This window comes from uncultured Shimia sp., from assembly GCF_947493595.1.
In the GTDB taxonomy this organism is placed as follows: domain Bacteria; phylum Pseudomonadota; class Alphaproteobacteria; order Rhodobacterales; family Rhodobacteraceae; genus Shimia.
This window is the reverse complement of the sequence record NZ_CANLRL010000010.1, coordinates 104,150-116,462: the sequence shown is the minus strand read 5'-3', so window position 1 is coordinate 116,462 and position 12,313 is coordinate 104,150. Positions and strand designations below refer to the sequence as shown.

Annotated in this window: 10 protein-coding genes; 2 read left to right on the top strand and 8 right to left on the bottom strand. The window is 57.9% G+C overall.

Annotation, left to right across the window (positions count from 1 at the left end):
- Both Q0955_RS19275 and Q0955_RS19270 read left to right on the top strand, forming a co-directional pair.
- On the top strand, window positions 1-673 hold a 673-nt coding region (locus Q0955_RS19275; protein WP_299427972.1), incomplete at its 5' end, for an ABC transporter permease.
- 45 nt (window positions 674-718) lie between these two features.
- Window positions 719-1,366 carry a DUF3299 domain-containing protein gene (locus tag Q0955_RS19270; protein ID WP_299427969.1) on the top strand — a complete coding sequence of 216 codons (648 nt, stop codon included), beginning with the start codon at window positions 719-721 and terminating at the stop codon, window positions 1,364-1,366.
- Window positions 1,367-1,369: 3 nt separating this feature from the next.
- Here the strand turns inward: Q0955_RS19270 and Q0955_RS19265 are convergent, their stop codons facing one another.
- The 8 genes from Q0955_RS19265 to Q0955_RS19230 all read right to left on the bottom strand — a co-directional run bounded on the left by Q0955_RS19265 (window position 1,370) and on the right by Q0955_RS19230 (window position 12,111).
- Complete coding sequence (locus Q0955_RS19265; protein ID WP_299427966.1) at window positions 1,370-3,058, bottom strand: chloride channel protein; 1,689 nt, start codon at window positions 3,056-3,058, stop codon at window positions 1,370-1,372.
- A 144-nt stretch (window positions 3,059-3,202) separates the two neighbouring features.
- The gene (recN, locus tag Q0955_RS19260) at window positions 3,203-4,849 is read right to left on the bottom strand and encodes a DNA repair protein RecN (protein WP_299427963.1); all 1,647 of its coding nucleotides are present in this window, start codon (window positions 4,847-4,849) and stop codon (window positions 3,203-3,205) included.
- Between the two features lie 35 nt (window positions 4,850-4,884).
- Window positions 4,885-5,739 (bottom strand): outer membrane protein assembly factor BamD, encoded by an 855-nt coding sequence (locus tag Q0955_RS19255; RefSeq protein WP_299427960.1) that lies wholly within the window; start codon window positions 5,737-5,739, stop codon window positions 4,885-4,887.
- A gap of 108 nt (window positions 5,740-5,847) precedes the next feature.
- On the bottom strand, window positions 5,848-6,771 hold the full coding sequence (gene lpxC / locus Q0955_RS19250) for a UDP-3-O-acyl-N-acetylglucosamine deacetylase (protein ID WP_299427957.1): 924 nt from the start codon (window positions 6,769-6,771) through the stop codon (window positions 5,848-5,850).
- Between the two features lie 209 nt (window positions 6,772-6,980).
- On the bottom strand, window positions 6,981-8,633 hold the full coding sequence (gene ftsZ / locus Q0955_RS19245; protein WP_299427954.1) for a cell division protein FtsZ: 1,653 nt from the start codon (window positions 8,631-8,633) through the stop codon (window positions 6,981-6,983).
- A 360-nt stretch (window positions 8,634-8,993) separates the two neighbouring features.
- A complete protein-coding gene (gene ftsA / locus Q0955_RS19240) occupies window positions 8,994-10,328 on the bottom strand; it encodes a cell division protein FtsA (RefSeq protein ID WP_299427951.1) in 1,335 nt (444 codons plus the stop codon).
- Window positions 10,325-11,203 carry a cell division protein FtsQ/DivIB gene (locus tag Q0955_RS19235; RefSeq protein WP_299427949.1) on the bottom strand — a complete coding sequence of 293 codons (879 nt, stop codon included), beginning with the start codon at window positions 11,201-11,203 and terminating at the stop codon, window positions 10,325-10,327. The genes ftsA and Q0955_RS19235 overlap by 4 nt, the downstream gene beginning before the upstream one ends.
- The gene (locus Q0955_RS19230; protein WP_299427946.1) at window positions 11,191-12,111 is read right to left on the bottom strand and encodes a D-alanine--D-alanine ligase; all 921 of its coding nucleotides are present in this window, start codon (window positions 12,109-12,111) and stop codon (window positions 11,191-11,193) included. The genes Q0955_RS19235 and Q0955_RS19230 overlap by 13 nt, the downstream gene beginning before the upstream one ends.
- Window positions 12,112-12,313 lie beyond the last annotated feature (202 nt).

Here is a 12,313-nt window from a genome sequence, read left to right as displayed (position 1 = left end):
CCATGACGAGCACGAAGCGCATGGCGACCATGACGAGCACGAAGCGCATGGCGACCATGACGAGCACGAAGCGCATGATGGTCACGATCATGGACATGATCATGACCACGCTTTTGTGCCCGGCCAGATCAACGCCGTCTATGTTGGCCTAAGCAACCGCACTGCCGTGTTGGGCGTGCAGCGTGCCATTGCGACCTACAAAGTAGAACCTCTGGCCGCTGTGATGCCAAATGTCGCTTTGTTACAGCTCTGGTCCATCACCGGCACAGCGGAAAACGCGCTGCGCTTGATGTCTATGGCAGTGGTCGTGGCCAGCATGATTGGCATGGTAGTGATGTTGTCGGCCGCTTTGGAAGCCCGCCGACGCGAGTTTGCCATCTTCCGCTCGGTTGGGGCGACACCTCGCGATGTGGTCCTCATGATTGTATCGGAGGCCCTGTTGGTAACCGCCACAGGCATCGGCGTTGGTTTGCTCATCTTTTGGGCTGCCGGCTTGTTTGCAGAGCCAATTCTGGCCAACCGGTTTGGCGTCACTTTGGGCGACAGCCTCTTCACGTTACGTGAAGGCCAGTTGTTACTCACAGTCTTGTGTTTCGGCGGATTGGCCAGCCTGTTGCCGGCATGGCGTGTTTATCGCATGACGCTGGCAGATGGCTTGACCACACGGCTATAAGCCGCACAAATAGGATTAACAAAAATCACATCCGGAGGCCCCGTCATGAAAGCGCTCTTACTATCAGCAGCCCTATCATTGGCGGCCTCCGCGAGTTTCGCAGAACAAGCGCAGGAAATTGATTGGACCGATCTCGAAGGTCCAACGTCTTCTTTTGAAAATCCATTTGAAGATCTGACAGACCTGCAAATGCAAACTTTGGCGCGCATTTTGCGGCTGGATTACCTCAGTGAAACCGAAGCAGATGCAAACGCCAAAGGTGACGCCGCTAGTTTGCGGGTGGAGCTAGCCAACGAAGGCATCGACGCCGACTTCCTGCTTGAAGAGCGGCTGCGCATTATGACCAAATTGGAAGCTGAGTCTCAGGCGCCAAATACCAAACTGGTCGGCCAAACCATCCGCATGCCCGGCTATCTCTTGCCGCTGGAGATGGACGGAAATTTGGCTGTAGAGTTTTTGCTGGTCCCCACTGTCGGCGCTTGCATCCACACCCCGCCACCGCCAGCAAATCAAATTGTGCATGTGCGCTACCCTGCGGGCTACCCCACAGACAGCCTATATACACCGGTCTGGATCAGCGGCGAGTTGCGCAGCGAGTTTGACAGTCACTCGCTGTACATGGTGGACGGCGAAACAGATGTAGACGTGACCTACACGATGGACGCTAACAGCGTGGTTGCCTACGGCTCCTGAGGCTCAGGAATGCTCTTCTGCCGCGGTGGCCGCCAACGCTTTGTTGTACGCTCTTAGAGCATCCACTTGAAACACTGCGCCAAGCAACTCGGGGGGCGCATCTTCGCCGCCAAGCGTCACCACCGGCAGGAAGACTTCGCCAGTCTTTTCAAAAATCGGCATCGCACTTTCCAGCGTGGCTGTCCCGTCGACATAAAGCCCCTCAGACACCATCTCCCAGCAGCGCTCTTCTGGGGCCGCTTTGGGATCATCCTTACTCCGCATCACTTTGCCCACACCGCACATCGCCAAAAGATAGGCTTGTGGACCCGCCGCGATGTGCACGTTGCGACGTTCCAATTGGGTGAGAAAGAAAGACCCATCCACCAGCCGTGAACTCAGTGCAGTGGAGATCGACACCGCCACCATCACCGCAAGTCCGGTTTGCCAGTCCCCGGTCATTTCAAACACAATCAATGTGGTGGAAATGGGGGCGCCAAGCACGGCGGCAGCAACCGCCCCCAAACCCGCCAGCGCGTAAAGCGTGGTGGTTCCGGACACATCCGGGAAAATCGCAGTGGCAATCATGCCAAAGGCCAAACCTGTCAGCGCACCCACCATCAAGGATGGAGAAAACACACCGCCGCCCATGCGGCCTGCCATAGTGATCGACACGGCGATCACTTTCAGAACCGCAAACACCACAGCTTCGTGCAGCAGCAGGTTACCGGTCAGCGCCGCAGAAGTGGTTTCATAGCCCACGCCAATGATGTGCGGGAACCAGATGGCCAAAATGCCAAGCAAGGCTCCGGAAATCGCCGGACGCAGCCAACGCGGGATGCGCAAGTCTTCCTGCAGATGGCTGGCCATATCGTCAGCCCAGAAAATCGTCCACATCAACGCGACTGCCACCAGGCCACACAGCCCGCCCAGGATCAGGAACGCAGGCAGCTCTTGGTAGAATTGCAGCGCTGTACCGGTATTGAGCGTGAACTCGGTCACGTCGCCAAACTCCAGCCTGTTGATCACCGTACCCGCCACCGAGGCAATCACAATCGGGGCAAAGGCATGCACCGCAAAGTGGCGCAGCACCACCTCAAGCGCAAAAAGTGCGCCTGCAATCGGCGCGTTGAAACTTGCCGATACTGCCGCCGCCACAGCGCAACCCAGCAGGTCACGCCCGGTAATCCCATCCGCGTTGATCCGCACACTGACCCAGGTGGCGATCATACCGGCCACGTGCACAACCGGCCCTTCCCGTCCGGTCGAGCCACCAGAAGACAAAGTGATCAAGCTGGCAAAGGCAGAGGCAATGCCCGCTTTGCGCTCCACACGCCCCTCATGCAGCGCCGCACCTTCGATCACATCCGCCACGGAGCGCACGCGCCCGTCCGGTGTAAACTTGTTGAGAATGAGCCCCACAACCAGACCGCCAATCGTCGGAATAATCACGAGCCAATACCACGGCAAAGTGTCGGCAAAAGTATGCAGCAGCGTCACATCTTCCGCACCGTAAAGCGTGGACTGTAACCAGTGGATGCTTTTGCGAAACAAAAGTGCAGCGAACCCCGCTGCAATCCCAATGCCAAGGGCAATGATCCAAAACTGAAACTGGCTTGGTCCTTTGTTGACCAACACCTTCCAGCCGCCACGACAGGTGTCCGCCGCGTCTTGAGCGCTTTCTGCAAGGAAGGAGCCTACCGACTTCGCCATAGTGCTGCAAAATCTCCAGGGTAAGAGTGCCGAGTGTGGTTATTCCGATCTAGTCAGAATTTTCTTGTAACGCAAAGAGGTAAGCAGAGGGTTTCACGCCAAAGTGCCTGATCGTGCGTCCTTTTTACCCCAATACTTGGGAAATCACCCCATCAGGGCTTTGGCTGCCGCCCGCGCTTCTGGTGTGATGGTGTCTCCGGAAATCATCCGCGCCACTTCATCCACACGTTCACCATCATCCAGCGGCACCACGCGGCTCAAGGTTTGCCCCTTTTTGACCGATTTCGCCACCTGCCAGTGATGCGCGCCAAGTGCCGCCACTTGCGGAGAGTGCGTGACCACAAGCACCTGCCCACCTTCGGCCAGCGCTTTGAGACGACGCCCAACGGCATCAGCAGTAGCGCCACCAACGCCCCGGTCGATTTCGTCAAAAATCAGGGTCATACCGCTGATGTCATTGGTCAGGCACACTTTGAGTGCCAAAAGAAAGCGACTCAACTCGCCACCGGATGCAATCTTGGCCAACGAGCCGGAGGGCGCCCCCGGGTTTGTAGCGACCACAAACTCCACGGCGTCGCGACCGTCCGGCCCGGCTTCACCAGGGGATACACTGGTGGTGAACACCGCGCGTTCCATCTTCAGAGGGGCCAGTTCGCCCATCACAGCTTTGTCGAGTTTCTTTGCGGACTTGCTCCGTGCGGCGCTCAGCGTTTCTGCAGCCGCATCATACGCCGCTTCAGCCTCTTTCAATTCTGCGGCAAGGGCAGCGATGTCGCCTTCGCCGGCATCCAGCGCAGTCAATCGTGTGCGCAGCTCTTCAGCGTAGGTGCCCAGATCATCCGGCAACACGTTATATTTTCGGGCCAAACCACGGATGGCAAACAAACGCTCTTCAAGCTCTTCCAACTCATGCGGGTTGAAGTCCAAAGCCTCAAGGCTACGTTCCACGCCGTCGATAGCATCGGCCAGCTCATTCAGGGCACGCTCCAATGCGGCCACAGGCGCTTCCAGAGTGTCGCCTGTTTCCGCGGCGGCATCCCCCAGCCAACGCATTGCGTCGCTCATCGCACTTTCAGCACCGTCATTGCCAAGGGCCGCGTGAGCGCGCCCCACGTCCGCACGCACTTTTTCAGCGTTCTGCATCATCCGGCGGCGGGTATCGAGGTCAGCCTCTTCGCCCGGCTGCGGATCCAACTTGTCCAGCTCGGCCACCGCATGGCGCAGGAAGTCTTCCTCGGCTTTGGCTTCTTCCAAGGCAACTTGTGCCACGTTGAGCGCCTTACGTGCAGCAGACATCTGCGACCAGGTTTTACGGGTTTTGGCGCGAAGTTTCTCTGTTCCGGCAAACAAATCAAGCACGTCGCGGTGGCCTTTGGGGTCTAACAGACCGCGATCGTCATGCTGGCCGTGCAACTCCAGAAGAGTTTCAGAAAGCCGCCGCAGCACTTCACCGGAGACACGGCGGTCATTCACCCAGGCGGTCTTGCGCCCGTCACTGCGATTGATACGCCGTAGGATAAGCTCATCGCCGCCAGGTAACCCCGCGTCGTCCAGAATAGCATGGGCGGGGTGGCCCTCCGGCAGATCAAACTCCGCCAGCACTTCCCCCTGATCGGCCCCGGCGCGCACCAGCTCCGCACGGCCTCGCCAGCCAAGCACAAACCCAAGGCTGTCCAGCAAAATGGATTTCCCGGCACCGGTTTCGCCGGTCAGTACATTCAACCCCGGCTGAAACGCGAGGTCCAGTCGGTCAATGATCAACATGTCACGAATTTCAAGCGAGCGCAGCATTTAGCCTCACACAACAGGGCATGCCCCGCCCCCTGTTACAGCCATTTACCTTGCAGCGTCTGGCGATAAACCTGATTGAGCCAACTGCTGCCGTCAGCTTTGGCTTCCAGCCCGTTTTCGCGCAGCAGTTTGTAGCTGTCCTGATACCATTCGGTGGATTGGAAGTTGTGCCCGAGAATGGCCGCCGCAGTTTGGGCTTCACCATAAAGACCCAGCGACAGATAGGCTTCCACAAGACGGTGCAGCGCTTCTGGCGCATGTGTCGTGGTTTGGAAGTCTTCGACAACCACACGGAACCGCTTGATCGCTGCACTGTAGTGATCCCGACGCAGGTAGTAGCGTCCAATTTCCATCTCTTTAGACGCCAGATGGTCGAAGGCCAGATCAAATTTCAGAATCGCAGACCGCGTATATTCGCTTTCTGGATAGATCTCGATCACTTTGCGCAGCTCTTGCAAGGCTTGGAAGGTCAAGCCTTGGTCGCGGCCCACCTCGTCGATCTGGTCATAATAGGTCAGCGCCAGCAAATACTGAGCGTAAGCCGCATCTTCGTCTGCCGGATAAAAATCGATATAGCGCTGCGCTGCGGCCCGCGCCTCCGGGTAAGCCCCATCGGAATGATAGGCAAAGGCCTGCATCACCATCGAGCGCTTGGCCAACTCGCTGTACGGATAGAGCCTCTCAATTTCAGAGAAGAAAAACGCCGCGTCGGTGCCCCGGTCACGCGCCATCTCAAACTCACCGCGTTCAAAGATTTGCTCCGGCGTGAACTGCTCCATGTCAATCAAGCCACGGCGTGCATCACTGGCGCTGTTGTCACTACAGGCCACTGCAAAGGCCAAAGCCAGAACCGAACCGAGTAGGCGGGTGCGCGTTCCGATGCCTGACATAGTGCTTACCTTCTGCTCCCTGTGGGGATTACCCCCCTCTTTCACATGCTGTTAGCATAGAAATTTGCGAGGCAAAACGCCTTTGGACGGAATTGTTACGATCCGACCTTATGCGACGGCTGGGAATTCACCCATGTGCACACCAGCGCCCGGAAGGCGCGCAGCTTGCGCAGCGTCACATTCCACCAAGCGCCAATTGTCCGGGTGCGAGAACAGCTCACGCAACAGGGCATTTGTCAACGAGTGCCCGGCACGGTGGCCCTGATAATGCGCCAGCAAAGGCGCGCCGGCGAGATAGAGATCCCCCATCGCGTCCAGCATTTTGTGCCGCACGGGTTCATCCGCGTGGCGAAGCCCACCTTTGGCCTGCACGTCTGCGCCGTTAAACACCACGGCGTTCTCCGCCGGATCACCGCCCAAGGCCAAACCGTTGGCCTGCATGGCATCAACATCCGCCTGACGGCAGAAGGTGCGGCTATTGCACAGCTCACGAATGAAACTGCCATTTGCGAGGTTCAGTTCTTTGGTCTGTTGACCGATTGCCTCGTCGACAAAGTCGATATGGAAATCAATCCGCATTTCGTCAGCCGGCACAAGTGAGGCTGTCGCGTCTCCGCGCGTTACGGATACGGGCTTCAGAATTTCTATTGCCCAAACAGGCGCGCCCTGGCGCACGATGCCAGTTTTCAGAAAGCCGAGCACAAAATCCGCAGAGCTGCCATCCAGAATAGGCACTTCCGGCGCATCAATCTCGATCAAAGCATTGTGGATGCCACAGCCAGCCAAAGCGGCCATCAAATGTTCGATTGTCGAAACCGAGACGCCAGCCTCGTTTTTGATGCGGGTGCAAAGCGCGGTTTGCTCAACCACATCCCAGCGCGCCGGGATCATCGCGTCGCCAAGCAAGACGTCTGTGCGTTTGAACCAGATGCCATAATCTGTGGAGGCTGGTCGGACAGTCAGGTGCACAGTTGCGCCCGAATGTAGGCCGGTGCCCTGAAAATGAACTGGTGTCTTTAGCGTTGCTTGCACTGGTTTCCCCAAAGTGACGCGGCACACCCCATTGGCCGCAATAGTGAGGTAGGCGCTTTGTGCTGTCTTCTCAAATAAAGCTTTGTAACGGTATGAAACATCACTGTAACAAATCGGCAAAACACCGCGCACAATAACGCATTTCATTGTTTTTAAAACGAAAAAGGCCGCCCGATTGGGCGGCCTCTTCACGGTATTTCACAAATAAATTAGTTTGCTTGACGGCGCAGGAAGGCAGGGATTTCAATCCGCTCCTGATCTTCGTCCATCTGAGGCGCTGGTTCATTGGTTTGAACTGCAGGCTGCTGACGCACAGGCTGTGCGGTTTGCGCCGCGCCCTGCTCGGCGCCATGACCGGTCATTTTGTTGATCAGCGAGTTGATGCCAAACCGTGGACGCTCTTCTGCCCGAGGCTCTGGTGTAGGCGCAGGCACCGCCGGGCGGGCCGGCGCGGCAGGCGCTTTTTCAACTGCGGCTTGCAGGCGCTGCATGAGCTGCGGCGTTGGCGTGCCAGGCGCTGGACGCTGTGGCGCAACAAATCCTTGCGGTTCTTCCTCAAACATCTCTGGTTGCACAGCCTGAGCCGGAGTTGGCTGGTAAGCTGGCGCTGGCACGTCTGCGCCGGCAGATGTCGCATCAAAAGTTGGCGCAGCTGGTGCAGCAGCAACCGCAGGCGCTTCCTCTTCGAAGATGTCTTCCATCTGTTCCTGCGCTGCAGCCTGCTGAGTGTCCATTTGCTGGAACAGCGATGGTTCAGCAGCGGGCGCAACTTCAACCGCAGCCGCCGGAGCAACTTCTTCCACAGCAGGAACCTGCTGCGCGGTTTCAATGGTTGGTGTCGCAGTCAGTGGCTCACGCATGGAGCGACGCGGCAAAGGCATTGCAGAGTTGGTCTCGGCCGCATCAATACCGGTTGCCACAACGGACACACGCATGCCGCCGTCGAGGTTCTCATCCATGGTGGAACCCACGATGATGTTGGCATCGGCGTCGACTTCTTCGCGGATACGGTTGGCCGCTTCGTCCAGTTCGAACAGGGTCAGGTCGTGACCGCCGGTGATGTTGATCAGCACACCTTTTGCACCGCGCAAGGAGATCTCGTCCAACAGTGGGTTGGCGATGGCTTTCTCGGCAGCCTGAATGGCGCGATCTTCACCCTCGGCCTCACCGGTGCCCATCATCGCTTTACCCATCTCGTCCATGACAGCGCGCACGTCGGCAAAGTCGAGGTTGATCAGGCCTGGACGAACCATCAGGTCTGTCACACCTTTAACGCCCTGATACAGAACGTCGTCTGCCATGGAGAAGGCTTCGGTAAAGGTGGTCTTTTCATTCGCCAAACGGAACAGGTTCTGGTTCGGAATGATGATCAGCGTGTCGACCATCTTCTGCAGCTGTTCCACGCCCTCTTCGGCCTGGCGCATACGCTTGGCGCCTTCGAACTGGAACGGCTTGGTCACAACACCCACGGTCAGAACACCCAGCTCACGCGCTGCCTGCGCAATGATTGGGGCTGCACCTGTGCCGGTGCCTCCGCCCATACCTGCAGTGATGAAGCACATGTGTGCGCCTGCGAGGTGGTCGACAATCTGTTCGATGCTTTCTTCGGCAGCGGCAGCACCTACGGTTGCGCGCGCCCCAGCGCCCAGACCTTCGGTGACCTTCACGCCCAATTGCACGCGGCTGTCAGATTTGCTCTGCTGAAGCGCTTGTGCGTCGGTGTTCGCAACCACGAACTCCACGCCTTCAAGCTCTTTATCGATCATGTTGTTGACCGCGTTGCCGCCTGCTCCGCCAACACCAAATACGGTGATGCGGGGCTTCAGATCACCCTCGTCGGGCATCGTCAGATTCAATGTCATAGAACTGTCCGCCTGTTGTTTACCCGCCACAGCGGGCCATTTTCTGCCTACTCAGCTCCATTATTAAACAGGCTTTCCAGAATCGTCATCCCAAAAAGCGCATTTCGCCACAAAATATGGGGGAAAAATGTAAAAACTAGCGGCATCTTGCCGAAACCGCCAGATTTTGCGGGGCAAGACAAGTGTCACACAACACTAAACACCCACCCAAGACGCCACAAGGCGTCGCAGGAGATGACTATGTTTATGTTTGGAGACCACTGCTCGGCGCTCCGGACCCGCGTTTTGATCGCGGTTATCCAGAACTTAACCAAGGCTTAATCAGAGGTCACCCCCAAAAACGCGTCCGCGTCCCCTTTCTCACCAATTCTCTTTGAACCAGCGCATCGCTTTGCCAAACGGCCGTGTGTTGTAACGATCCACCGGCAGTTCGAAGTCCCACCATTCGTCCTGCGGATGTGTTGCAAACAAGCACATGCCAACGGTTGCCGCAAAGCCTGGACCTGTGGCCGCTTGCGGCAATCCATGTACCCGCATCGGGCGACCAAGGCGCACCTGCTGCCCCAAAATCTTAGAGGCCAAGCCGTCTAGCCCCGGAATTTGGCTGCCGCCACCAGTCAGCACAATCTGCTGACTTGGCAGATGCTCAAAGCCAGCTGCATCCAAGCGCGCGCGCACTTCTTCGAGGATTTCTTCCACACGGGGACGCATGATACCAATCAGCTCCGCACGACTTACGGTGCGGCGATCATGCTCCCAATCGCCGGTGTCTCCGGACAACTCAATCATGTCGCGATCGTCCATGCCGGTGGCGACAACGCCGCCATAGAACGTCTTAATCCGCTCGGCTGTGGAGGTCGGCACCTGAAGCCCCATGGAAATGTCGCCGGTGACATGGTCCCCCCCCATACGCACGGTGTCGGCAAAGATCATGTGTTTCTTCATGAAGATCGACAGACTGGTCGCCCCGCCGCCCATATCGATACAGGCCGCACCCAGTTCTTGCTCGTCTTCCACCAAGGCGGACAGACCAGACACATACGCCGAGGAGGCAATGCCCGCGAGTTCCAGATCACAGCGGCGAATACAATGCACAAGGTTTTGCACCGCCGCCTTATCAACAGTCAGCATGTGCATGTCGGTGGTCAATGTCTGCCCCACCTGCCCACGCGGATCACCAAGGCCGGACCGATGGTCCAGCGCAAAGTTCACCGGCTGCGCATGCAGCACTTCACGCTCTGCGCCATAATCCGGCACGTCACAAGCGGCCAGCACACGGGCCACATCTTGATCGTCAACCGTGTGACCTTCCAGATCAATCTGACCATCCAAACCATAGGAGCGCGGCTCAGCACCAGAGAAACAGGCAATCACGTGATCCACACGGATCTTCGCCATCTTCTGCGCCGCCTGCACAACGGTGCGAATGGCGCGCTCGGTTTCCTGCATGGTGTCGATTTCGCCAAATTTCACACCACGGGACATGATGGTGTTGGCGCCAATCACACGATAGCCGGATTGCCCCGCCATCGACCCGATACCTTCAACGCTTGCCAGCCGGTCGGTGCCGTCAAACCGCAACACCAGACAGGCAATCTTGGACGTCCCCACATCCAGCACCGCAATCACACCACGCTGCATCGCCGTTTTGCGCATCGCGCGCATGGCACGCTGGCTCTGATAAAGCTCTGTCATTGTCCCACTGTCCCTGTCGTCGTTTGGCTGGCTTGCCACCAGGCGTCTACGGCCTGCTCTGTTAGTTGTACTGTGGGCCGATGCGCCAAACGCATATCGACCACTTTTATATCTCGTTCCAAAAGCTCTTCGGCGTTGTTGAGCGCGACCACACGGTCCAGCGCCTCAACGGCTCCCTGCTCCGGCAGTTTGATCCGCTGCCCACGGTCCAGCACCAGATCCCAGCGTCGCTCACCCACGCGGACAAGCCCGATCACACGCGCTCCCAACGGCGCAGCGGCGGAGAAAAGACGCAACGCTTCCGGCACATGTAGCTCAGCGCCCTCGCCCGCAATCAAGGGCATCTGCGCATGGGCCGCGCGCGAAATCGCCGGGCCAGTGACATTGCCTTCCGGATCGACCAGCGTCAGCCCCTCATGGGTGCGCCACACCACAACCGGTGTGCGTTCCGCCACATTGAGCTCCAGAATACCCCCGGGGCGTACGCGCACAGCGACGCGGGCAATGGCCGGCAACTCTTCGACCCGCGCCCGAATGGCGGGCAAATCCAGGTCAAAGGAACTGGTGGGGAAACTCAACGATAGAATATCGCGAATGTCTTCCGAGGTGCCTTGCGATGCGCCATCCACGGTCATTGCGGACACCATGAATTCTGGCCGCGTTTCAATTTCGCGGCGCAAATCCGCCACTGCCAGATTCAAGTTCTCACGCCGGTCCGCATCAGACAGCCAGACCGTTGTCGCACCGGCCACAACAACAAACGGCACCACCACCCGCAAAAACAAACGGAACAGCGGCGTCAGCATCAACCGCTCAAAACGGTAGGCCCACCGTGAAGGCGCGTTATCGCGGCGACCCGCCGTCAGCGATCGCATGAGGCGTCCTCCACCATCCAGACGCAAAAATCAGAAAACGACAGACCAATATGTGCAGCCTGTTCAGGACTGAGCGAGGTTGGCGTCATGCCCGGCTGGGTGTTCACCTCTAAAATGATCAACCCGTCCAACCCGCGGCTTTCGTCCCAGCGGAAATCGGTGCGCGACACACCACGACAGCCAAGCACGTCATGCGCCCGCACAGCATAGTCCAGACAAGCGTCGGTAATCTCTTGCGGAATATTCGCAGGCATCTCATGGCGGGACCCACCTTCGGCGTATTTCGCCTCATAATCATACCAGCCGTCAGTGATGATATCGGTAACCCCCAAGGCACGGTCGCCCATCACGGTTGTGGTCATCTCGCGCCCCGGCGCAAAGGTCTCAACCATCACCTCATCCGGCATGGTGTAGGCCAGTTGCGGCGGTGTGTTTGCACCCTCGTTGACAATATAAATGCCAACCGAGCTGCCTTCATTGTTGGGCTTCACCACATAGGGTGGTGCCATCACATGGCGCTTGGACACCTCAGCTTTATCGGCAATCACGCTTTCGACCACAGGCAAGCCAGCCCGCTTGAACACATCCTTTGAGCGTTGCTTGTCCATCGCCAAAGCAGACGCCAGCACGCCGGAATGGGTGTAGGGAATGCGCAGCCATTCGAGCAGACCTTGCACACAGCCATCTTCGCCCCAACGACCATGCAGCGCGTTGAACACAACATCCGGTTTGATCTCTTGCAAACGCGCAACCAGATCGGGGCCTGCATCGACCTCAACCACGTCCAATCCTGCGTCCCGAAGGGCAGTGGCGCATTCACGCCCTGACGACAGTGACACCTCTCGTTCTGCGGAGGGGCCGCCCATCAATACTGCCACCTTGGGGGTTGCCTGCTCTGACAGTCCCACTGTGCCTCAATGTCCCGGACCCTTTTTGGTCCTGTTCTTATGCGAGCCCTTTTTGGACTCATTTATCACAGCCACGTTGGACTGCTCTTTTTGTCATCAGGCACGGAATGCCTGCTCGGGGTGGGCACATCGCCCTGCGCTCAAGTTGGGTCTTTGACCCTAAAGTCGGGCTTTGCGCCCTTGTTTTATTAGTCTTCTCAGT

Coding starts and splice junctions, on each gene's coding strand:
- Q0955_RS19270 (WP_299427969.1), top strand. CDS start 719: ATGAAAGCGCTCTTACTATCAGCAGCCCTATCATTGGCGGCCTCCGCG.
- Q0955_RS19265 (WP_299427966.1), bottom strand. CDS start 3,058: ATGGCGAAGTCGGTAGGCTCCTTCCTTGCAGAAAGCGCTCAAGACGCG.
- recN (WP_299427963.1), bottom strand. CDS start 4,849: ATGCTGCGCTCGCTTGAAATTCGTGACATGTTGATCATTGACCGACTG.
- Q0955_RS19255 (WP_299427960.1), bottom strand. CDS start 5,739: ATGTCAGGCATCGGAACGCGCACCCGCCTACTCGGTTCGGTTCTGGCT.
- ftsZ (WP_299427954.1), bottom strand. CDS start 8,633: ATGACATTGAATCTGACGATGCCCGACGAGGGTGATCTGAAGCCCCGC.
- ftsA (WP_299427951.1), bottom strand. CDS start 10,328: ATGACAGAGCTTTATCAGAGCCAGCGTGCCATGCGCGCGATGCGCAAA.
- Q0955_RS19235 (WP_299427949.1), bottom strand. CDS start 11,203: ATGCGATCGCTGACGGCGGGTCGCCGCGATAACGCGCCTTCACGGTGG.